The following is a 22,472-nucleotide window of genomic DNA, read 5'->3' as shown; positions in this document are numbered from 1 at the left end:
GTAAGAGGCCGACTGTTAGTCGGCCTCATTCGGAGATACAGGAGCGGGTTGAACCCGCTTCATTCCAGACCATCGATCCACATCAATATGTTGACCGGGAATCAAGACCCGAGTCTGTCGACGCCACCATGTCCCGCTAGATACTTCGACCGATCCAGTATCCACAGCAAATTTCATTTGATCGCTGTCCAGAAAAGCCGAGAACTGCCCCTTGTTACTGCGGGCCTGCGCAAAGCTGGAAAAGACCGTCACACTCTTTGGTGTGGGATCAGCCAGCAACAGCGTGACCTGTCCACGTAAAAGCTGCAGATTCAATCTGTCCTCATATTCACGGATTTCAAGGGCTGAATCCGGGCCCAAGCGCAGCACGGCCCCATCGACAAACCGTTGCTCCAGCATTTGAGCCCCCGATACCAAGTGCTCTTCTCGCAATACCGGCTCGGGCCAGGAGAAAAACACGGTCAGCGCCAAGGCCAACACCAGAAAACCCGCCAGCAAACCACGGTGATAGGGCTTGAGCAACACTGGCTTTTCCCCCGAGCCAGCCAATAAACGGCGTATCTCATGCTCGGGCGCATCCAGGCTGGCGTCACAAAAATAGCAAATATATCGATATGAACGTTCATTTTCAGGATTGTCACGGCGCCAATCCTCAAATTCCCGTAATTCAGCTGCGGTAGCCTCGCCCGAGTTCAAGCGAGTAAACCAGTAAGCAGCCTGTGCGTGGGCCTGCGTATGCTCCAGCAGTTCCCCTTGATATGTCGTCATAGCGGCATCTAACCTTGTTCAGTTAAGCCAGCAATAGGGCGGTTTCAGTCCGACGGATTGTCTCTTCCGCTCAAGGCCAAAACCTTAAAAAACGAAACCAGCAGCCACCAACCCTCTACATTCCACCTTTGAAAACGATACGTTTTTATTTTATACATTCGCTTCAAATGCTTACATTAACTCAAATTGACCCATTCCAAACAAATTCGCCTTATTTAATTACACTCACCACAAAAAAACTGCAGATTACAGGTAAAAAAAGCCGGAATCAGGTCGTTAACTAGTGAAATCCGTCCAAAATTTGGCCACTAAGCAGGTCATGAACCTGTTCTTTTCTTTGATCCGATTCGCCATCCGCAGGCAATACCATTCTCAATAAAAGTGGCCACTGCGGGTAAAAGCGATAGTTGGGCGTCGACACACGCGTACCGGCTGGATAACTAAATCCGCCGAATTGAAATTCTCGAGCCAATTGAGCATGCGAGAGATAAAGCAGATTTTTATTTTTATCGACTGAGAAATAAGCACGTTCCAAAGGCAGATTCCATGCCTGAACCTGTAAACCCTCTTCCTCTACACGTACCATCCAACGGTCCTGATCCCGCTCACCGTTGACATACAAAGTCCCATCCGGCCTGGCCTGAACCAAAGTGCCGGCAGGTAGATCCAGAACAAAATCCGGGGCTGTATTCATATTGGAAGCCGCCGCATAGGGACTCCAGCCCCTGATCTGATTCCCTTTAGCCAAAAAGCAGCTGACAAAACGAAAACCGTGCTCTGCCATGGAATCTTGTTCCATTTCAAGCACTTGGCTGCCATCACATTGCCAGCCCTCCAATTCCGTATCGCCTGCCAGATGCAGCTTCCAGCTGGAGTTCTGCATATCGGGCCGGGGGCGCTTGAAAGACAGCACTGGAGCATTGCCTACCATGACCGCCCCCGGGAAACGAGCCCAGGACACGCTGTCCGGGTCGCCCCACACACTCAACTCCAGCTCTGTTCCGGCTGGCATATCAATTCCGGCAAAACGGCCAGGCTCTTTTAAAACATGCTGCCGACTAGCCAGCTCCTGTGCCTGACGTTTATCGAACTGATAGACCTCCCACTGGAAATAACTGTAGTAGAGCGCCAATACAAGCAAAGGAAGCAAAACCAGTAGGCGTGGCCAGGGTTTTTTCTTAAAGTTTTCCCGGCGATGTGGCTGTACTAAAAGCAAAACCACCCAGACCAGCACAATAATTAAGGCAAGCGGCCCGAGGGTAATAATCAGCAGAAACAGCAAAGAAAATGGAGCGACAGGAATCATAAGAGATCAAAAAACCATAAAAAGTCGCAATAAAGAAGGCCAAAAAAATGTACAACCTGTCTTGCTGACTACTGTGCTGATCGGGCAAAAACAAGGGAAGGGCGTTACCAATACAGGCACGGCACCGCCATGCCCGTTTAAACCGCTTGGCATCGTCTCAGGCGATCTGGATGTGTCCTTCCATATACAGGACGGCCTGGCCTTTCAAGAACACGCGGTCACCCGTTAAGGTGCAGTCCAGTACACCACCACGGGCAGAAGCCTGATATGCCAGCAAATGAGTTTTGCCCAGGATAGGAGCCCAGTACGGCAGCAAAGCACAATGGGCCGAGCCCGTAACCGGATCTTCCTCAATACCGTGACCAGGAGCAAAAAAGCGGCTGACAATATCAAACTGGCCCGAGCCCGGCACTGTCACAATGCATCCGTCACAGCCACTGGCCAGCATGGCTGCCGCATCCACCTGCAGCTGTCGCACTTGCTCTTCCGTTTCCAATACAGCCAGATGGGTGAAGTCATTACGCCACAGTTGCGTAATCTTGGTGCCCAAGGCTTGCTCCAGCAAAGGATTGTCATCCACACGGTGAACCGGGCGCACAGGCAAATCCATGACATAGCTGTCTTGGTCACGACGTACCGTCAAAGCACCACTTAGCGTATGGAACACCACCTGGCTGTCCTGGGGACGCACATGCTGCAGCACAACGGCGGCGCTGGCCAATGTTGCGTGTCCACACAAGGGCACTTCTACCGTAGGGGTGAACCAGCGCAGGCGAAAGTCCTGGCCTTGTGGCACCAGAAAGGCGGTTTCGGCAAGATTGTTCTCCTGCGCAATCGACTGCATCAAGGCATCGTCAGGGAACTCGGGCAACAACACCACGGCGGCAGGATTGCCTGCAAACAAGGTGTCAGTAAAGGCATCAAGCTGATAGATGGGTAAGCGCATTCTGCCTCCAGGCATGGAATTCAAGGTGAGTCCCCAGTATAGAAAAATAGACTCTTTGAAGGCAGGTAAATCCGCGGAACAGGGGCATTGTTTTAATACCGCCTATCTTTTCCGTTTTTTAAGCACCAGACACGCGAGCGCTTTTTGCAAACGCCTGTTTGCATTCCATTAGTTGGACCCGAGCGCTTCCCGCTTATTTACCTGATGCCAAACGCTTCTTTTTGCGGGTTCAGCAATTACATCGGGTGCAAGGCCGCGCCATTTGATCAATCAAACATTTGCCGCCTCTAAAAGACAGGCGGAAAGACGATCAAAATGCAGCAGGGCAGCCTGGCTCAAGTCCACTTGTTTGCGGCGAGTGTCCTCCGTATCACTAAGGACGATCCAGCCTTTCTCGCGCATGGATTTGAGACGGGTATGAATAGTCGCGGGCGATCCCAGCCGTTCTACGGCCATGACATCGCGCACCGACAAACGCAAACAGTCTTTCGATGCCTTGGCAACCAGCACCAGGATCCGCTCTTCAAGAGGGTCCAGGCAAGGCAAGCAAGGCAGGGTATGCAGCGAATCGGCGAGCTGCAAAAAACGCATATAAATATCAGCAGGTCTGGTGGCAGTTTTCATAACAAAATCTTTATTCCTTTAAGAACCGCTACCACAGCGTCCTTTCTAGAAATAAGTTCTGGTTATTATTGTTTTTATTCCGCTCAGGCAAAGCAAAAAACAACACTGCTTTATGGCCCGAGTGATTGGAATGAGTTTCGGTGCTTATCATGCACTTAAAATTAAACGCTTAAGACCGGGCCTGAATTCCGTACGGAAAGGGGTCTTGAGTCGGGCGATTTATCTGGAATTTTATCAGATAAGCCCTTGATTTAGCTTGAACACTACAGTCCAGACGAAGCAAAATTGTAAGTAGGTGCAGACACGTAGTTAGTTAGTAAGCTGCCTCACATTAAACGCTAATAAAGGGACTTAGGGCAGAGAACAAGAACAGTTACAAAATCCAGGCCCGATGATATAAGCATCCTTTCCAAACAATTTTCCGCCCGCTTGTCCTGGTCGTCACAAAACCATGCCCAGGATCTTTAGCCACACGTGTTTCAGACCGATAAAATGTGGTGAACAGCGCTCGGAGCGCCCAACGCGCCCCCTCAGATCACTATAAAATCTGGAACGATAAGAAATGATTCTTCACCTTGAGACACCGCTCATTTTTTCACACGCCTTGAGCGAGCAGCTTGGCAAACAAATCTGGTTAAAAATGGATGCGCTGCAACCTAGCGGATCATTCAAAATTCGCGGTATTGGCCACTTGTGTCAGCACCATGCCCAGCAAGGAAAGAAGCGCTTTATTATTTCTTCGGGAGGCAATGCCGGAATTGCCGTTGCCTATGCCGGACGCCGCCTGACCATGCCCACCCTTGTTGTCGTCCCCGAAACCACTAGCGAACACGCCAGACGTTTGATTCAACGGGAAAAAGCCGAGCTGCACGTAATCGGCAAGAACTGGCAGGAAGCTCATGAGTATGCGCTGACCCTGGTGCAAGAAGACGACGCCCTGATTCACCCATTTGATGATCCTTTGCTTTGGGAAGGCCATGCCAGCCTGATCGCAGAAGTGGCCCAAATGGGCGTACAGCCGGATGCCGTCTTGCTGGCTGTAGGCGGGGGTGGCTTGCTATGCGGTGTGGCTCAAGGCCTGCGGGAGCAGGGTTGGGACAAAACCCCGATTATTGCGGTAGAAACCCAGGGCACCGCCAGCCTGGGCGAGTCGGTAAGGCAGCGCCAGCACATCACACTTAGCGAAGTCAGTGGGGTTGCCACCTCCTTGGCTGCACCACGCGTCTGCGACCAGGCTTACGCCATCAGCCAATCTCATCCCACCACCTGCGTTCAGGTCAGCGATGCTCAGGCCGTCAGCGCATGCCTGCGCTTTCTGACCGATCATCGCGTTCTGGTGGAACCCGCATGTGGCGCGGCTTTGTCGACTCTCTACCTGGATCATGAGGCCCTGGCTCCCTACAACAACATTCTGGTCGTTGTGTGTGGTGGCAACACCACGACGCTGGAGCAGTTGGTGCAGTGGCGGGCCACTCCTTAAACTGTCCGTTATCAGCCCTGACGCATTTGGCAAAAATAATTATTTTCTATCGCATCTGCAATCTGGAAAACAGGGTACAGGGTTTAAAAAACCCCATCACATGATTTTCATATGATGGGGTTTTTATTTATTCTTTTTATTCCTGATACGCTCTAATTTTCAGAGCGTATGAAGTAAAACATATGTTTCACGTGGAACAAAAGCGCCTAAAACAGCCTTAAAAAGGCTTTACGAGAGGCAAATCCTGTCGAATCAAAGCAGAAAAATCCTGCCCCTCCTGCTGCGACAAGGCTCTCGGGTTGATGTAGCCCAGTTGCTTCAGTTCCTGGAAACTATGGCCTGGCGCCAAAGCATTCAGACCATACACATACTCGGCCAAATAGCCCGAAGCCAGCACACGCCAGTCCCACGGTATCCCGTCCACAATCCTGGAGACCATGTCGTAAACAATGGTGGTGCAATTAGCCGTCAAGGTGTTGTAGAAACGAGGAGTAGTCTGCAGTTGCTGGCCCTGCTCCACATAAGACAAGAACAAGGCCTGCATAGCAGGTTTTGCCAACTCCACGCTGTACATATACACGTCTTCGCCGCGCGCATTACTACGGGTACGCACAATGTCCTGCTCTGTTGCCGCAATCAAGCTCAACTCAAACTCTTTGAAAAAACCGCCTATCGCAGAAAATGCCTCGTGCTTTTCCTTGCGTATTTCTACCGAAAACACCACATGGCGGCCATCCTCAAACCCGAAAGACACCAGGGTATGAGCGATCACCGGGCCCATCCAGTACGAAAGGAACATATCTACCGATTTGAGCGTCTGCAGATCGTAGTTCTGGCTAATCCAATGCTCATCAAAATCGGTCTCGCTGCGCCAGTTAAAGTCACGCACATTGTGCAGAGTCACCACTGAACCATTTACCTCGCCGTAACTCATTCTGGCCACATCAGGCGCCCATTCCCGGTCGTTGCTGGGCGCAATACTGCTCCACCAGACCACCAGCACCAGAAAGCCCAACGCCTGGGGTGCAAAGAGCCAGTTCTTGCCCTTGCTTAAGGCATACAGGCTCAATCCAGCCACCGCGACCCAGCCAGCCAATGCCAGCCAGCGCCCCAGACCTGCTGACAGCTGAAACTGTAGTGCCAGCGCGCCCCAGGCCGCTACCGCCAAGACCAATAACAGGACCAAAATCTTGATCACCATCGCCCCCCACCTTTTCATACTCACTCCACAGACCTCTTGAATACAGATTACTTTTAAGCGCTGAACCGTCAAAAAAGGCTCCACGCAACGCCTTCGGCTTGCTGGCTCCCCCAAGGGGGTGTTTTTTGCCGGAGGCGCCGAGCCTTTAGACGACCCGACGACAAAAAAAAACCTGTGTCCACTTGAACACAGGTTTTATTCATTAGAAAACAGGGTTTAGCCCTGATAGCCCATCGCTTGACCTTGGCGGATTACGCCTTGCGGCTGCCAGCTCGGATCAAAACGATAGGCGCTTTCTTTGGGGAACAACATCACCACCGTGGAACCCAGCAGAAATCGGCCCATTTCCTGCCCCTTTTGCAAGGCGATATTCTGACCTTCGTAGTTCCACTCGTGGATCTTGCCGTCACGCGAGGCATTTACCACACCATGCCAAACCGTAACCATACTGCCCACCACCGTCGCCCCCACCAGCACCAACACGAACGGGCCTTGCTCGGAGTCAAAAAAGCAGACCACACGTTCATTACGGGCAAACAGGCCGGGAACACCGCGCGCCGTCGTCGGATTGACCGAGAATAAATCGCCCGGTACATGAATCATGCGCTTGAGCACACCCGCACAAGGCATATGTACCCGGTGATAGTCGCTAGGACTCAAGTACAGGGTCGCAAACAGCCCATCCTGATAGCGGGCAGCCTCCTGAGCGTCTCCGCCTACCAAAGCCGTCGTCGAGTAACTATGCCCCTTCGCCTGGAACACCTCGGCACCCTGGATAGGCCCCAACTGGCTGATGGCACCATCAACCGGGCTGACCAAGGCCGTCTCCGCGATAGGGCGGGCCCCCGGACGCAAAGCTCGACCAAAAAACTCGTTAAAGGTGGCGTAGCTGGCTGGGTCGGAGTTTTCTGCCTCGCTCATGTCGACCTGATAACGGTCGATAAAACGCTTGATAGCCCAGGTCGTGCGCCCGCCCATGGGCTTGGAGGCCAAACCGCCTAGAAACTGGGTCAGAGCCTGTTTAGGGAGCAGGTACTGGGGAAGAACAGCCAAACGGGGATGCATAAAATCAGCTCGCAAACAAATCCTGCTTCAGCCTGGGGCCAAAGCGTTTATGCCATTCAATGTAATTGTGTTTCACGCGCCACATCCGGCCGGGGCCACCACTTCAAAGGCCGCGCAACCGTCAGGAATCAGGCACCAAACACTGGCAGGAACAAAACAATACGCACTTGTAGCACAGGTTGCCGCCATACGACATAAAAGGGCGGGCAAGCCCGTCCCATCAGACGTAGACAACCCGGTCGCGGCCTTCTTCTTTGGCCTGATACAAGGCGCGGTCAACCCGGCGCAGCGTGCGCTCGTAATCCGGGTGACCGTCGTACAAGGCCACGCCAATACTGGCGGTGATATTCATGCTTTCGCCATCCACAACCCGGAAGGTCTCCGCATGAATACGAAGACGCAAATTACGGGCGGCACGCATCGCACCATCCGCATCCACGTCGACCAAGACCAGAAGGAACTCTTCGCCCCCAAGGCGGAACACGTAATCACCGGCACGCGCGCTATTGCTGAGCAGCTCAGCAAACTGACGCAAGATACGATCACCGGCATCATGGCCATGAGTATCATTAACCCGCTTGAAGAAGTCTATATCCACGGCCAGCAGCGCAAAACGCGATCCCCGCTGCTGGGCATAGCCCACTTCACGGCTAAGCACGACAGGCAGGTATTTGCGGCTTAACAGGCGGGTCAGCACGTCCCGGCCCGACTCCAGCTCGTTTTGCTGCTCAAACAAGCGATCCAGGTGCAAACCAATGGCTCGGGTTCGATCACGCAGCTCATGCAAGCGTAGAACCTGTCCTTTCGCGTCCCCTTGCTCGAAAGCCGGCATCAGCTCGGTATCAATCAGATTCATCAAGTCCAGGATCTCACGACTCTCTACCGTGCCCTGGAAGGCATGCGCACCCTTATGCTTGAACCAGATACCGAAGTCCGAATCTCCAATCCGCGGGGCAGGCGTCACACCATTGTTGACCGCCATCGCAAACATGAAAAGATTTTCCCAATCCAGCAGCGCGGCTCGCTGTCGGCCACGCTCGGCCGCCACGTTCTGCACAATGGCAAACAGGCGATAGGACTCTTCGGCACGGGATTTACGCTCACGCGAATTGGCATAAGCATGGCTCATCAGTTCCATCGCCAGATCAATGAAGTTCTGAATGTAGCGATAGCACTCCCAGGCCTGCTCGGAACTAATAGTCGAAGATTCAAACAGGAAGCGGGCGTAACGTCCCTTGAGCAAGCGTGCACCACGCAGCACCAGGTGAACCGGCACCCCAACCCGAGCATGGACCTCGCCAACCTGATTTTGCAGCTTGACCTGATCTTGCATATCACTGTGTTCATCCACCGAAAACAGCTGTACCAACCAACTGCGCAAGGAGCGATGCAAGCGCTTATGTACCTGATCATGCGAGAGATACACCTGTGCGGCAGGGTGCTTGAGCATATGCGTATAAAAATGGGTCGCAAGCTCGTCCTGGTTATCTTGAGTGATAGTCAGCACATGAGCACGGACCGCCAGGGGCACTTTCTGGAGCAAGCCGTGCCAGTCCTGAGCGGCTTCTTCGATATTCGGTTGAGACATGAAGTACAGGGAGAGTAGCGAGACGATACTTAAGGATTAAACAGCCTTGGCGGCAATTGTTACATGAGGGGAGATTTCGCGCTATTTCTTATAGCGATACAAGCCACGGGCTAGCAGGAGAATACCCTTGCTGCCCACAAGGAAAAAACATACCCCTTAAAGATAAGTGGGTGATTCCACGGGCCAAGGCAGAAATACGTTGTCCATGTACTGGAGCAAGTGCTGGTTTCGCCTCACTTTGACAGCAATTTGCGATTCAAACCCATGGCTTTGTCGACCCAAACGCACCGAAAGTTCCACGGTGAGCAGATTGTCCTATCAAAGTAGATAGCTGACAAAACGAATTACCCACTATCGCCAAAAAGCCACGTTTAGCATCCGGACAGAGAACGATCAATAAAGCATGCTAGCGCTTGGGCAGGGGAGGGAGTGCCGGGAAACGGGCTCATAGGACTGGGTTTATATCCAATACTGAATAAATACCCAGGTTTCCATAAGACAGCCTGACCACCGCAGTCGGGTCGGGTCGGGTCGGGTCGGGTCGGGTCGGGTCGGCAGATAGGTTCCATCGCTAAACCCGATCATTCAATACTTATTACTCTGCTTCAAGTTATTTTTTTATTAAAAATAAGTCAACTTTATCTAAAAAACTCGGAAAGGAATCAAGAAATAATCAAAGAAAGCGACTGGAGAATAGAGATAAACAGACTCAAATGTTTGATTAGTTTCTATTTTTTCTAAGGAAACACATTAACCAAAAAAGAGGCCAGTCCAAATAAAAGATAGATAGGTAAGAAGAAAGAAATCCAGACAACAATTAAAAATGATAATTCGGACTGCTAATTTTTTATTTTTTGAATACAGAAATAAAAAATGAAAGAAAACAAAATCACGGCGTTGAATTACAAGAACAGGATTTTGTTTGGAACTGGAAAACAAATAACAGTCGTGATAATCAAACTTATCCACAGATCTGGATAACAAAGAAATCCACAATTTTATTAACAAAATAGATTAAACCAGAAATGGAAATATAAAATCCGGAGAAATCAGCAGTTAATAAGAAAGTGAATAATTTGTGGATATTATAAGGGCTTAATTCGCACTTCAACATGGTGTTGGTGCAAACACCGACATCCGCTCATCCAGACGCTCCAGGCGGTCGAGATCCGGCCAGAAAATCGGTCAAGAACAGGGCAAAAAAGCTATATTTAAGGCAGCTACTGGCTCTGGCCCCCTGTGGATAAGCTCCAAGAAGGCCTGCTGTGGACCTGCTGTGGATGAAAGGGGGATAAGTTGCCTGTCTGGCCAGGCCTCAAATTTTGTCCAGTTTCGGTCCACCGACTCCATCGGGGTGGTGCACAGGAGAAAGTGGTCAATAAAGTACTGAAATTAAAGGTTAATTTCTATCTATGCCACTTATCCACAGACACCCATTATCCATTACCAGTTATATATATAGTTATTATTAAATAAAGATCTCTTCACCCATGCCCAACTTTCTTGTACAGCCTTTACCTGCTGGTTCTTTAGACATCATCGGTGATGTACACGGAGAGCTTCAGGCCTTGCAACAACTGATCCAAAACTTGGGTTACCAGGAAGATGGCTCTCATCCAGAGCAACGTAGCCTGATATTCGTGGGAGATTATTGTGACCGAGGTCCAAATAGCCCTGCTGTAATTGAATACCTTAAGTCCTTGATAAATAATAATAAAGCAAAAGGGATATTAGGTAATCATGAAATCAATCTACTGATAGATGATGCGAAAGATGGATCAGGTTGGTATTTTGATCAGCGATATCAATCAGATTTAAAGAATTACTCGCCATTTATACGCGCAAAGCCTCAAAATAGAGACAAAATCCGAGAGTTTTTAAGCTCACTACCCATTGCATTAGAAAGAGATGACCTGAGAATTGTGCATGCAGCCTGGAATAATCCTGCTATTGATGCAATTAGATCGGTTAAAAACGAAGATTTTCTTGATTTTTTCTTTGAATGTGAGCGTAAAGCTGATACTTATGCAGAAAAAAAAGGAATTCTGAATAAATATCTAGCTGCAAAACAAGAATGGAAAGAAAAAATTGAAGACCCAAAGGCCCTGATACCTTTGTTGCAGGCCTACATTGACTACGATTTGGTCAAAAATGACTTCAACCCCATCCGTTTGCTGACTTCCGGCACTGAAGGACCCGCAGATCGTCCGTTTTTTGCTGGCAACCGTTGGCGTTTTTCCGACCGAACTCCTTGGTGGAACAACTACCAGGACGATATTCCTGTCGTTTTTGGCCACTATTGGCGCCAGCTTTTTCCTCAACCAACAGCGAAAATGTCTAAATATTCCTTATTATTCAAAGATATAGATCCATTTTCCTGGCATGGAGCAAAGAAAAATACATTTTGCGTGGATTTTTCCGTAGGAGCTCGTTGGCGCGATCGCCGCAAGGACCAGGCACCTGAAGGCTCAGCTTTTCACCTGGCTGCTTTGCGTTGGCCAGAGAAAATCATCATGACAGACACCGGATTTATCCAAGCAACCCGGTAAATTCACTTTATATTCCGCTGTTACAATTTTCTTTGCTGTGGATAAGCTCTAGGAAGGGCATTGTGAACAGGGTGTGGATACATAAGGCATAAGTAGGTACTTCTTTGTGAAGTCTAAAAGTTGTACCTAAACCATCCACCGGTAAGCGTTAGATCTATCCCCGGAAAAAAAAGCGCTAAGCTCTTGTTTTAACGCTGCTAAAGACACTTGTTCGACTTATCAACAGGGCTCCATCCAATAATTCCAATAAAAGATTTAAGTGCTTGTTATATAAGATAAGTTCAACTCTCTGCAGGCCAGCTCCATGCCCTTTGCAAGCTAAAAGTTCTCGACTAAGATGCAGTCCATGAACAAAAATCACGATCTCGCTCAAAGCTGGCTTATGCGGCTTTTGCATACAGAAATCTGAGCGTCAAAGGCTGAAAATTTATTTTCAGAACCGTACAAGATCGACTTTGTCGTCTGTTCCCGGAGTTTTCTTTCAACATGAGAAAAACTCAAACAAAGGAACGGAATGGCAAAAGAGGGGTGTTCTACCTGGACGACATGTTTGGCCAAGAGTTTGCTATGGCTGCAGGGATTGCTGCGCCTGGAGCTTGTACTAGGTCAATCTTGTTTGAATTTTTGACTTATCCACATTTTGTGGGTAAAGCGTTGGTTTGTGCTTGCTCGTATCTTGTGGTGCTCGAAGAGGCTTGGTGACCTGTGTATTTTCACAGTTGCAAAGTCTGTTCAAAGCTTGTGATATTGAAATAAGTCCTTGTTTTATATCTATATTTTTTGTGGTTTTAACTTTGAGGCCTGTTTTTTGGCAAGCCACATGAACTGAAACAGGAAGGCCTGCGAGCTGGCTGATTTTTACTTTTCTCAAAGGAAAAGAAGCGATAACTGGGCAAAAAATCAGGTTTACCCCCAAAGTTATCAACAGGACAGCGCTGGAAGGCTGTATTGCCTGTTTCACGTTTGGTGTTCTATGGGGCACAAGATGCGGGTTTTGTGGTTTGCGGTAGATGGTTTGTGCTTCGGACAATGCTTGCTGTTTTACGTCGCCGTTGCAGGGCTTGTGTGACAGATTTAGGCAAGATTGCGACGACTGCACTTGTCCACAAAAATCAGGACACAAAAAAACCGCCTGACGGCGGTTTGATGAAGGTAGGGAAAAAAGCCTTTAGACCTTTTTCAGGCGTTCAATACCCTGGTCCAGGGTGTTGAGCTGCTTGGCAAAGCAAAAACGCAGCAAACGATGGTTAGCCTGCTCAGAATTGGGATTCAGGTAGAAGGCAGACACGGGGATCGCGCCTACGCCATAGTTCTGGTTCAGATGCTTGGCAAAATCCAGCTCGGACAGCTCCGAAATGTGTTCGTAGCTGGCTAGCAAGAAGAAAGTACCTTCACTGGGCATAGGAGTGAAACGGGTGTTCTGCAGACCTTGATGCAAATGATCGCGTTTTTCCTGGTAGAACGCGGGCAGACTCTCCCAGGTGGCTGGATCCTGCATATAGGTGGCTAAACCAGCCTGTAAGGGGCTAGGAACGGTAAAGACGGTGTATTGGTGGACCTTGCGAATTTCCGTGCTGAGACTGGCAGGAGCACAGCAGTAGCCTACTTTCCAACCTGTGGCGTGGAAGGTTTTGCCAAAGGAAGAAACGATTACTGCTCGTTCTGCCAGGAGAGGGCGGGTAGCAAGACTTAGATGCTCTTTCTGATCGAAGGTCAGGTGTTCATAGACCTCATCGGACAAGATGATCAAGGAAGGGTGTTTTTCTACAATCTGCTCCAACGCGTCCAGATCCTGGGGCTGCAAGATGGTGCAGGTTGGGTTGTGTGGGAAATTGATCACCAGCATACGGGTCTTGCTGGTGATGGCTTGTTCCACTCGGTCCCAGTCGACGCGGTAGTAGGGTACAGCCTCGCTAGGCGCTGTCATGGGGACAGCAACAGGGGTACCTCCGGCCAGCTCGATGGCGGGGATATACAGGTCATAGAAGGGCTCGATTACGACGACCTCATCGCCTGTGTGCACAAAAGCCTGGAAACTGGCCATTAAGGCCTCAGTAGCGCCACTGGTGACGGTGATTTCCGTATCCACGTTGTAAAGGCGGCCATACCGAGCCTGCGTCTTGCTGGCAATGGCGACTCGCAGGGCAGGGTAACCAGCCATGGCAGGGTATTGGTTGATGCCATCCAGCATGGCCTGGTGCACAGCCTCAATCAGGGCTGGATCCGGATTGAAGTCTGGAAAGCCCTGGCCCAGGTTAATGGCCTTATGCTCCAGAGCCAGCTGGCTCATGGTGGTAAAGATGGTGGTGCCCACAGAAGGGAGCTTGGATGTGATCTGCATGGGTCTACTGATATGAATAATAAAAATGCACCCGCGCTTCAGATTTGAGTAAAAAGTTGGGTGGCGAAGTATCAGACAAATTCTTGTCGAAAATACCATAGATTCTGCGCGTATCTGTTGATCGTGGAACTGAGCACTCAGGATCGGTTTCTTACATTTATATAGCTATTGCCTATATAGGTTCCGAGCCCGGCTTCTCCTGCTGTTTTGCTTCCTCAGCTCTCGCGCTGCAGGTTCGTGTTGTAGCCACGGGAATTTTCTGGCTAGACCTGTGTCTTAACTTCGGCCTCTCGATTAAGTCCCAGGTTTTAAGCTAGGCGTTAAAGGTGCTGCTGTTTCTTCAAAGTATCTGTCGTCTCAAGTAAATCCTGTTCTATCTGGATAGCTGTCTTTTTGCGCATAGGGCACTTTTTTCTTGTAGCCAAGGTAGTCGGATTACATAATCGACGCCTTATATTTTCCGCAGGCCAGCCGAAATTTCCTTATCGCCACACTGTAGAACGGTGGATGTGGTCCTCAGGCAGTATTTCTTTTTATTGCTCTGTTATCCACAATTTTGCTGCCTGCTTGGGCTGCTTTTATCCACCTGTTGTGATGTACTGGCTTAGATAGCCCCTTTTAGGGGATTTAAGAGTGATAAGCGCGCCTTTTATGGCTTCGCTCCCTAGGGAGTTCTGGCTGAAGAAAATCTTTGCAAGCGCAGCCTGTGCTTCCCAAGGTGGCCTGGGGATAAAAAAGCGTCCCTTTCTCCACAAAGTTATCCACAGTGGTATTTACGCAAAAAACTGTGTTCCACGTGGAACAGATATTGGTTCCATGTGTTTCACGTGGAACATACTCCGCTGGTAATCGTATAATTGATTTTTATTTTTTAGCTGTTCTGACATGATTTATCCCGAAGAGTTTGACGTTATTGTCATAGGCGGCGGACATGCTGGTACCGAAGCGGCTTTAGCGGCAGCTCGAACCGGCGTGTCTACCTTATTGTTAACCCATAATATGGATACCTTGGGGCAGATGTCCTGCAACCCTTCTATTGGGGGGATTGGGAAGGGGCATTTGGTCAAGGAAGTGGATGCGCTGGGCGGGGCAATGGCGTTGGCTACCGACCACGCCGGTATTCAATTCCGTACTCTGAATAGCTCCAAAGGCCCGGCCGTGCGCGCCACTCGTGCTCAGGCGGACCGTTCTTTGTACCGCAAAGCTATTCGCGAGGTTCTACAAAACCAACCCAACCTGATGGTGTTCCAGCAATCAGTCGAAGACTTGATTGTGGAAGGTGATCGGGTTGTGGGTGCTGTGACCAAGATTGGCTTGGAATTCAAAGCCAAATCTGTGGTTCTGACAGCAGGAACTTTTTTGAATGGTCTGGTCCATGTAGGCCTGAATAATTATTCTGCGGGCCGGGCAGGGGATCCGCCGTCCATCAGCTTGGCGCATCGTTTGCGGGAACTGCAGTTACCGCAAGGGCGGTTGAAGACAGGGACCCCTCCGCGCATTGATGCCAACACCATCGATTTCTCCCGCCTGGAAGTCCAACCTGGCGACAGCGATCCGATTCCGGTGTTCTCTTATATGGGCGTTGTTTCCATGCATCCTCAGCAGATGCCGTGCTGGATTACGCACACCAACGAGCGTACCCACGACATCATCCGTTCCGGGCTGGATCGCTCGCCTATGTATAGCGACCAAGGCACTATCGAGGGCATTGGTCCGCGTTACTGCCCGTCTATCGAAGACAAGATTCATCGCTTTGCGGACAAGAGCAGCCATCAAGTGTTTTTGGAACCTGAAGGCTTGAGCACGACCGAGATCTACCCCAATGGTGTCTCGACCAGTTTGCCTTTCGATATCCAGTTGGCTATGGTGCGCAGCCTGCCTGGTTTGGAAAATGCCCGCATCATGCGTCCAGGTTACGCGATTGAATACGATTATTTTGACCCTCGATCCCTGTACCCCACGCTGGAGACCAAACAGATTCGTGGCTTGTTCTTTGCCGGTCAGATCAATGGCACGACAGGTTACGAAGAAGCCGCCGCTCAGGGCTTGTTGGCCGGGGTGAACGCAGCGCGTTTGGCACAAGAGAAAGAGCAGTGGTATCCACGTCGCAACGAAGCCTATCTGGGTGTGTTGGTAGACGATTTGATTACCCGTGGGGTGACCGAGCCTTACCGTATGTTCACGTCTCGTGCCGAATACCGTTTGAGTCTGCGGGAAGATAATGCCGACCAACGATTAACTGAAATTGGTCGGGAGTTGGGCCTGGTGGATGATGCCCGTTGGGATCATTTCAATCGCAAACGCGATGCGGTTGCACGTGAAATTGAACGCTTGAAGGGCACTTGGGTGAACCCCCGCAATTTGCCTGCCGAACAAGCAAATGCACTGTTAGGTAAAAGTATCGAACGGGAGTACTCCTTCTTCGATTTGCTCAAACGTCCCGAAGTGGACTATGCCAAGTTGATGGCCGTGCTGAATGATCAAGGCATGCCTGTAGCAGGCCCAGGTCTGGAAGATCCGGTGCATGTTGAGCAGGTGGAAATTCAGGTGAAGTATGCGGGCTATGTGGCGCGTCAACAGGATGAGGTGACTCGTCAGGCAGCACTGGAAGAGCAAGCCATTCCAGAGGACCTGGATTACGACGACATCAAGGGATTGTCGATTGAGGTGCGCCAACGCTTGAAGGCTGCCAAGCCTTTAACCATTGGCCAGGCCGGGCGTGTTCAAGGTGTGACACCTGCGGCGGTTTCTTTATTGTTGGTACACCTGAAGCGCAAGCAAAAGAACAAACAAACGGCATGAGCGATATTTTTTCAAAACGCCTGAATCAGGCCCTGCTGGATTTGGGTCTGGATCAGGACCCTGTACTGGTACGCAAGCTACTGGATTACATAAATCAGTTGCAGCGTTGGAACCGTACCTATAATCTGACCGCCCTGCGTGACCCAGATCAAATGCTGGTGCAACACATTTTTGATAGCCTGTCGATTGTCCGTCCGTTTCAGAACTATCTGGCCGGCAACAATACACAGACACAAGAATCGGTAAAGATTGTAGATGTAGGTTCAGGGGCAGGTTTGCCGGGAGTTGTTTTGGCAGCATCATGTTCCACGTGGAACATTACCTGTATCGATGCTGTCGAGAAAAAAATGGCATTTGTTCGACAAATGGTTGGTGCTTTGGCCTTGCCCAATTTGTCGGCGATGCATGTGCGTGTAGAGCAGCTGGAACCCATGCAGGCAGATATTGTGGTTTCCCGAGCTTTTTCTTCGCTGCTTGATTTCGTAAATTTGGCAGGCAGGCATGTTCGTCCAGGTGGACGCATTGCGGCTATGAAGGGTAAAGAACCTGATCAAGAAATAGCGGCATTGCAATCTGAAAGTAACTGGCGGGTCGAACGAATAGAATCATTAACCGTACCGGAGCTAGAGGCACAGCGTTGTCTAGTGTGGTTGGTGCAGCAAGGATAATCATGAGTAAAAAAGACGATAAATCTCCCCGTGCCTATGTATTTTGTATTGCGAACCAAAAGGGCGGGGTAGGCAAGACGACCACAGCAATTAATTTGGCAGCTGCTCTTGCTGTACTGAAGAAAAAGGTTTTATTGATTGACCTGGATCCTCAGGGCAATGCCACCATGGGTAGTGGTATTGATAAAAACAGCCTGTCTGGTAATTTGTACCAAGTCCTGATTGGCGACGAAAGCATTGCTAACGTAAAGATACATTCAGAAACAGGTGGTTATGACGTCTTGCCTTCCAATAGGGAGCTGTCGGGCGCAGAAATCGACCTGATCCAGATGCAAGAGCGTGAGCAACAACTTAAACAGGCTCTGGCTCAGGTGTTGGACGATTACGATTTTGTGCTGATCGACTGCCCACCCACCTTGTCCTTACTGACGTTAAATGGTTTGGCCAGTGCTCACGGGGTCATCATCCCCATGCAGTGCGAGTACTTTGCGCTGGAAGGGCTGTCGGATCTGGTCAATACGGTTAAACGGGTCTATCGCAATATCAACCCGGATTTGGAGTTGATTGGTTTGCTGCGGGTGATGTTTGATGGCCGCGTAACTTTGCAGCAGCAAGTCTCCAATCAGATCGAGACACACTTTGGCGATAAGGTGTTCAAGACGGTGGTGCCACGTAACGTACGTTTGGCTGAAGCGCCAAGCCACGGTATGCCAGGTATTGTGTATGACAAGAACTCCCGGGGTGCCAAGGCCTATATGGACTTTGGTAAAGAGCTGATCAAGCGCTTGAAGAAAGAATCCCGCAGCGACAAGGCATAAGGCACACAAGAATCAATAGGAATGTAAGCATGGCTACACGAAAACCAAAAGGTCTAGGTCGAGGCTTGGATGCCTTGCTCGGCGCAGACGCAGGCGCTATCGCAACCATCGGGAAAAAGGGCGAAGCGACGGTGAGCGATGGCCCACCTTCCAACCTGCCCGTCAAACTGCTCATGGCTGGGGTGTATCAGCCGCGTACTCGCATGGACGAGGGCGCCTTGAACGAGCTGGCCGAATCCATTCGCGCACAAGGCGTGATGCAGCCTATTCTGGTGCGTCCTCTGTCGGGTAAGGACAAGGGCAAATACGAAATTATCGCCGGTGAACGTCGTTTCCGTGCGTCGCAAATTGCTGGTCTGGAAGAAGTGCCCGTTCTGGTGCGCGAGGTAGGCGACGAGAACGCCGCCATCATGGCACTGATCGAGAACATCCAGCGTGAAGATCTGAATCCGCTGGAAGAGGCGCAAGGTGTGAAGCGTTTACTGGACGAGTTCGGTCTGACTCATGAGCAGGCCGCTCAGGCGATTGGCCGTTCGCGTTCGACCACCAGCAACCTGCTGCGTCTGATCAACCTGGCAGAGCCTGTGCAGATCATGCTGCTGGCCGGCGACATCGATATGGGTCACGCTCGTGCCTTGCTGGCTGTGGACGCTGCCCGTCAGATCATGTTGGCCAACGAGGTGATTGCCCGCCGTCTGTCGGTGCGTGAAACCGAGAAGCTGGTCGCCCGTGCTTTGCACGAGGATGACGAGCCTGCCAGCAAGCAGGCCCAGAGCAAGGCGAACCGCAATGGCGACGTACAGCGCTTTGAAAAGGTGCTGTCTGACCACCTGGGTACCAAGGTGACCTTGAAGGTCGGTGCCAAGGACAAGGGCCAGTTGCAGATCGCTTTCCATGGCTGGGAGCATTTGAATGCTTTGCTGGAAAAGCAGGGGCTGTCGTCCTTGCTGGAGCAAACGGACGATTAAGTCAGGCCCGCGCCACGCTGAAAGCGATGCAGTTGATGTAAAAAAGCCGACCTCTGGTCGGCTTTTTCTTTGCCATGCCCCGTGTTTTGCTACTGAGCAGTATTTGGCTGAAAAAAAGAAGCAACTGGTGGGAGATGAACTGGAACAATTTCTGGAATGATGAATTACTCCTTCCTAAGTAAAGTTCATCAGCAATCCAAGCTTTTTTCTGAAGACAGTTCATGGCTGCATGGTTTTCAGATTGCTTGCTTGCGCCCCAGCCGGTAGAAAACAGCAAGAGGAACGTCCAAGCAAGTCAGGGAACAGAGCAGGGAAGACGTCCGAGAGCCGGATTAAAAGCGAAAAAACCAGATTCGTATCTTTTGCTTACAAAAACAAGTGCTGAAAACAGAAAAAAATCTATGTGTTTACCCGTATTTCACCGTGATTCCCCGGTTTTGAAAGCATTCAAAAGCGGCATGTCTGACGCCTGAAAACAGTGACAAAACCAGTAAAAAAAGCACCCCAAATCCAGTTTTTTTAAAAAATTCATCGAATTATTCAGTTTTCTTCCCAAAAGGCTTGACGACCTCTTAAAACATGTCCATAATTCGATTTTCGCTTCGGGTGGGATGTCCGAGTGGTTAAAGGAGGCAGACTGTAAATCTGTTGGCCCTGCGCCTACGTTGGTTCGAATCCAACTCCCACCACCAGCACTTTTCTAGAGTCAGCCAGCAAGGCGACTTTAGGAGAGGGTGAAGAAAAGTCTGCGGGTGTAGCTCAATGGTAGAGCAGAAGCCTTCCAAGCTTAAGACGAGGGTTCGATCCCCTTCACCCGCTCCAGGTTAAAAATCTTTGGCCACTCTGGGCTGAAGTTGAATGCCCATGTGGCTCAGTGGTAGAGCACTCCCTTGGTAAGGGAGAGGTCACGCGTTCGATCCGCGTCATGGGCACCACATCTCTCTTCTCTATATCGTTCTATCCCTTCAGGAGTCTGCCATGGCTAAAGGCAAGTTTGAACGGACTAAACCGCACGTCAACGTCGGTACTATCGGTCACGTTGACCACGGTAAAACCACTCTGACCGCTGCAATCTGCACGGTTCTGTCCAAGGCATACGGCGGCGAAGCACGCGATTACTCGCAGATCGACAACGCCCCTGAAGAAAAAGCACGTGGTATCACCATCAGCACCTCGCACGTTGAGTACGAGACGCCTAACCGTCACTACGCACACGTTGACTGCCCCGGCCACGCTGACTACGTCAAGAACATGATTACCGGTGCTGCCCAGATGGACGGCGCTATTTTGGTTTGCTCGGCCGCTGACGGCCCAATGCCCCAGACTCGCGAGCACATCCTGCTGAGCCGTCAGGTTGGCGTTCCTTACATCATCGTGTTCCTGAACAAGGCCGACATGGTTGATGACGAAGAGCTGATCGAACTGGTTGAAATGGAAGTTCGCGAACTGTTGTCCAAGTACGACTTCCCTGGCGACGACACCCCGATCATCAAGGGTTCGGCCAAACTGGCTCTGGAAGGCGACGAAGGCCCACTGGGCAGCCAAGCCGTTCTGGCTCTGGCCGAAGCGCTGGACAGCTACATTCCTACGCCTGAGCGTGCCGTTGACGGTACCTTCCTGATGCCTGTTGAAGACGTGTTCTCGATCTCCGGCCGTGGTACGGTTGTGACCGGTCGTATTGAGCGCGGCATCATCAAAGTCGGCGAAGAAATCGAAATCGTGGGTATCAAAGACACGGTCAAGACCATTTGTACCGGCGTTGAAATGTTCCGCAAACTGCTGGACCAGGGCGAAGCTGGCGATAACGTCGGTCTGCTGCTGCGTGGTACCAAGCGTGAAGACGTGGAACGTGGTCAGGTTCTGGCCAAACCCGGTTCGATCAAGCCACACACGGACTTCGACGCCGAGGTGTACATTCTGTCCAAAGAAGAAGGTGGTCGTCACACTCCTTTCTTCAAGGGCTACCGTCCTCAGTTCTACTTCCGTACGACTGACGTGACCGGCACCATCGAGCTGCCAGAAGACAAGGAAATGGTTCTGCCAGGCGACAACATTTCGATGAAAGTGTCCCTGATCGCTCCTATCGCCATGGAAGAAGGTCTGCGCTTCGCTATTCGCGAAGGCGGCCGTACCGTTGGCGCTGGCGTGGTTGCAAAAATCATCAAGTAAAAAAAGAGTAGTAATTTTGGGCGAAAGAGGTTAATATCCTCTTTTGCCTAAAAGCCAAACGTAGCAAAGTAGCGCGCTACGGTTTGTCAAGGTATAGGGGTATAGCTCAATTGGCAGAGCGTCGGTCTCCAAAACCGAAGGTTGAGGGTTCGATTCCTTCTGCCCCTGCCACCACAGTCACTCGCCACCACCTCGCGTGGCGTCACTCGTCGGAATATGTCGAATACCAACGTAGAAACCGTTAACCGAGGTTCCGAGCGCATCAAGCTGGGCCTAGCGGTCCTAGTCGTCGCCGCCGGTATTGTTGGCTATTCCGTTCTGGATGGCCAAAATTCACTGGTTCGCGCTGGGGTATTTGTTGCCAGCTTAATCGTCGCCGTATTGATCATCTGGTTTAGCGATACAGGCCGCCGCCTGGTCGCTTTTTCTCGTGATGCCTACACGGAAGTGCGTCGCGTTCACTGGCCATCCCGTAAAGAAGCAACGCAAATGACGGGTATCGTCTTTGTGTTTGTTGCCGTTATGGCCATCTTGTTGTGGCTGATTGACAAAGGGCTCGGCTGGATCATTTATGGCCTGTTGCTGGGCTGGAAATAAAGGGCACACATGAGCAAACGCTGGTATGTGGTTCACGTTTATTCCGGCATGGAAAAAAGCGTGCACAAGGCTCTGGTGGAGCGCATTGAACGCGCTGATCTCCAAGAAGCGTTTGGTCGCATTCTGGTTCCATCGGAAGAAGTCGTTGAAGTAAAGAACGGCAAGAAATCAATTACAGAGCGACGTATTTACCCTGGTTACGTTCTGGTCGAGATGGCCTTGACCGACGAAACCTGGCACTTGGTAAAAAGTACGCCGCGAGTCACCGGCTTTTTGGGCGGTTCCGGTAACCGTCCCGCTCCCATCTCCGAGCGCGAAGTGGAAAAAATCCTGTCGCAAATGGAAGAGGGCGTTGAGAAGCCACGGCACAAAGTGCTGTTCGAGGTTGGCGAACTGGTACGCGTCAAGGACGGTCCGTTTGCAGACTTTAACGGTAACGTCGAAGAAGTTAACTACGAGAAAAACAAGGTTCGTGTCACCGTTACTATTTTCGGTCGCGCCACCCCCGTTGAACTCGATTTCGATCAAGTCGAAAAGACCTGATTAATTACAACCCCCGGGAAGCCTGTCGCATCATGTGCC

19 protein-coding genes and 4 tRNA genes are annotated in these 22,472 nt (G+C 50.7%); 13 read left to right on the top strand and 10 right to left on the bottom strand.

All coding sequences use genetic code 11. The annotated features are described in order from the left end of the window. Window positions 1–15 precede the first annotated feature (15 nt). The 4 genes from ACLPGZ_RS09370 to ACLPGZ_RS09355 all read right to left on the bottom strand — a co-directional run bounded on the left by ACLPGZ_RS09370 (window position 16) and on the right by ACLPGZ_RS09355 (window position 3,644). The gene (locus ACLPGZ_RS09370) at window positions 16–768 is read right to left on the bottom strand and encodes a DUF4880 domain-containing protein (RefSeq protein ID WP_035269538.1); all 753 of its coding nucleotides are present in this window, start codon (window positions 766–768) and stop codon (window positions 16–18) included. Between the two features lie 280 nt (window positions 769–1,048). Beyond that, complete coding sequence (locus ACLPGZ_RS09365; RefSeq protein ID WP_115634653.1) at window positions 1,049–2,074, bottom strand: hypothetical protein; 1,026 nt, start codon at window positions 2,072–2,074, stop codon at window positions 1,049–1,051. Window positions 2,075–2,231: 157 nt separating this feature from the next. Next, window positions 2,232–3,020, bottom strand: coding sequence for a PhzF family phenazine biosynthesis protein (locus ACLPGZ_RS09360; protein ID WP_115634651.1), 789 nt, complete (start codon window positions 3,018–3,020; stop codon window positions 2,232–2,234). A gap of 270 nt (window positions 3,021–3,290) precedes the next feature. After that, window positions 3,291–3,644 carry a MarR family transcriptional regulator gene (locus ACLPGZ_RS09355; RefSeq protein ID WP_021447165.1) on the bottom strand — a complete coding sequence of 118 codons (354 nt, stop codon included), beginning with the start codon at window positions 3,642–3,644 and terminating at the stop codon, window positions 3,291–3,293. 562 nt (window positions 3,645–4,206) lie between these two features. Here ACLPGZ_RS09355 and ACLPGZ_RS09350 point away from each other — a divergent pair. After that, entirely contained in the window at window positions 4,207–5,124 is a 918-nt protein-coding gene (locus ACLPGZ_RS09350) for a pyridoxal-phosphate dependent enzyme (RefSeq protein WP_083055089.1), read from the top strand. 217 nt (window positions 5,125–5,341) lie between these two features. Here the strand turns inward: ACLPGZ_RS09350 and ACLPGZ_RS09345 are convergent, their stop codons facing one another. From ACLPGZ_RS09345 to ACLPGZ_RS09335, 3 genes are all read right to left on the bottom strand, one after another. Continuing rightward, complete coding sequence (locus ACLPGZ_RS09345) at window positions 5,342–6,343, bottom strand: Lnb N-terminal periplasmic domain-containing protein (RefSeq protein ID WP_239054911.1); 1,002 nt, start codon at window positions 6,341–6,343, stop codon at window positions 5,342–5,344. 198 nt (window positions 6,344–6,541) lie between these two features. Beyond that, window positions 6,542–7,390, bottom strand: coding sequence for an archaetidylserine decarboxylase (gene asd / locus ACLPGZ_RS09340; RefSeq protein ID WP_009458320.1), 849 nt, complete (start codon window positions 7,388–7,390; stop codon window positions 6,542–6,544). Window positions 7,391–7,610: 220 nt separating this feature from the next. Further along, window positions 7,611–8,978, bottom strand: coding sequence for a diguanylate cyclase (locus ACLPGZ_RS09335; protein WP_035269543.1), 1,368 nt, complete (start codon window positions 8,976–8,978; stop codon window positions 7,611–7,613). A 1,490-nt stretch (window positions 8,979–10,468) separates the two neighbouring features. Here ACLPGZ_RS09335 and ACLPGZ_RS09330 point away from each other — a divergent pair. Next, the gene (locus ACLPGZ_RS09330; protein WP_239054910.1) at window positions 10,469–11,527 is read left to right on the top strand and encodes a metallophosphoesterase; all 1,059 of its coding nucleotides are present in this window, start codon (window positions 10,469–10,471) and stop codon (window positions 11,525–11,527) included. Between the two features lie 601 nt (window positions 11,528–12,128). Here the strand turns inward: ACLPGZ_RS09330 and ACLPGZ_RS09325 are convergent. Next, window positions 12,129–12,557, bottom strand: coding sequence for a hypothetical protein (locus ACLPGZ_RS09325; protein WP_239054909.1), 429 nt, complete (start codon window positions 12,555–12,557; stop codon window positions 12,129–12,131). 138 nt (window positions 12,558–12,695) lie between these two features. After that, the gene (locus ACLPGZ_RS09320) at window positions 12,696–13,868 is read right to left on the bottom strand and encodes a methionine aminotransferase (RefSeq protein ID WP_239054908.1); all 1,173 of its coding nucleotides are present in this window, start codon (window positions 13,866–13,868) and stop codon (window positions 12,696–12,698) included. Between the two features lie 885 nt (window positions 13,869–14,753). Between ACLPGZ_RS09320 and mnmG the strand changes: the two genes are divergently transcribed. From mnmG to ACLPGZ_RS09300, 4 genes are read left to right on the top strand one after another with little or no spacing between them, the layout of a single operon-like run. Further along, complete coding sequence (gene mnmG / locus ACLPGZ_RS09315) at window positions 14,754–16,670, top strand: tRNA uridine-5-carboxymethylaminomethyl(34) synthesis enzyme MnmG (protein ID WP_239054907.1); 1,917 nt, start codon at window positions 14,754–14,756, stop codon at window positions 16,668–16,670. Then, entirely contained in the window at window positions 16,667–17,338 is a 672-nt protein-coding gene (gene rsmG / locus ACLPGZ_RS09310) for a 16S rRNA (guanine(527)-N(7))-methyltransferase RsmG (RefSeq protein ID WP_035269551.1), read from the top strand. Before mnmG ends, rsmG begins: the two co-directional genes overlap by 4 nt. A 2-nt stretch (window positions 17,339–17,340) precedes the next feature. Further along, window positions 17,341–18,156 carry a ParA family protein gene (locus ACLPGZ_RS09305; protein WP_021447168.1) on the top strand — a complete coding sequence of 272 codons (816 nt, stop codon included), beginning with the start codon at window positions 17,341–17,343 and terminating at the stop codon, window positions 18,154–18,156. Window positions 18,157–18,185: 29 nt separating this feature from the next. Continuing rightward, entirely contained in the window at window positions 18,186–19,124 is a 939-nt protein-coding gene (locus ACLPGZ_RS09300; protein WP_429641146.1) for a ParB/RepB/Spo0J family partition protein, read from the top strand. 1 nt (window position 19,125) lies between these two features. Here ACLPGZ_RS09300 and ACLPGZ_RS09295 read toward each other — a convergent pair whose 3' ends face one another. Next, a complete protein-coding gene (locus tag ACLPGZ_RS09295) occupies window positions 19,126–19,401 on the bottom strand; it encodes a hypothetical protein (protein ID WP_203145278.1) in 276 nt (91 codons plus the stop codon). A gap of 328 nt (window positions 19,402–19,729) precedes the next feature. On the opposite strand from ACLPGZ_RS09295, the gene ACLPGZ_RS09290 reads away from it, so the two are divergent. The 7 genes from ACLPGZ_RS09290 (at window position 19,730) to nusG (ending at window position 22,433) form a co-directional block, all read left to right on the top strand. After that, window positions 19,730–19,816, top strand: a tRNA-Tyr gene (locus ACLPGZ_RS09290). A gap of 56 nt (window positions 19,817–19,872) precedes the next feature. Further along, window positions 19,873–19,946: transfer RNA gene (locus ACLPGZ_RS09285), tRNA-Gly, on the top strand. A gap of 38 nt (window positions 19,947–19,984) precedes the next feature. Further along, window positions 19,985–20,059, top strand: a tRNA-Thr gene (locus tag ACLPGZ_RS09280). Between the two features lie 43 nt (window positions 20,060–20,102). Next, window positions 20,103–21,293, top strand: a complete 1,191-nt coding sequence (gene tuf / locus ACLPGZ_RS09275; RefSeq protein WP_009462422.1) for an elongation factor Tu — start codon at window positions 20,103–20,105, stop codon at window positions 21,291–21,293. Window positions 21,294–21,388: 95 nt separating this feature from the next. Further along, window positions 21,389–21,464 (top strand) — tRNA-Trp (locus tag ACLPGZ_RS09270). A 45-nt stretch (window positions 21,465–21,509) separates the two neighbouring features. Continuing rightward, window positions 21,510–21,890, top strand: coding sequence for a preprotein translocase subunit SecE (gene secE, locus ACLPGZ_RS09265; RefSeq protein WP_009464327.1), 381 nt, complete (start codon window positions 21,510–21,512; stop codon window positions 21,888–21,890). A gap of 9 nt (window positions 21,891–21,899) precedes the next feature. Next, on the top strand, window positions 21,900–22,433 hold the full coding sequence (gene nusG / locus ACLPGZ_RS09260; protein ID WP_009464325.1) for a transcription termination/antitermination protein NusG: 534 nt from the start codon (window positions 21,900–21,902) through the stop codon (window positions 22,431–22,433). Window positions 22,434–22,472: the final 39 nt, after the last annotated feature.

This window comes from Alcaligenes sp. Me129, assembly GCF_050487245.1.
In the GTDB taxonomy this organism is placed as follows: Bacteria; Pseudomonadota; Gammaproteobacteria; order Burkholderiales; family Burkholderiaceae_B; genus Alcaligenes; species Alcaligenes phenolicus.
Note: the sequence above shows the minus strand (reverse complement) of the source record. Positions and strands in the feature narration are given on the sequence as shown.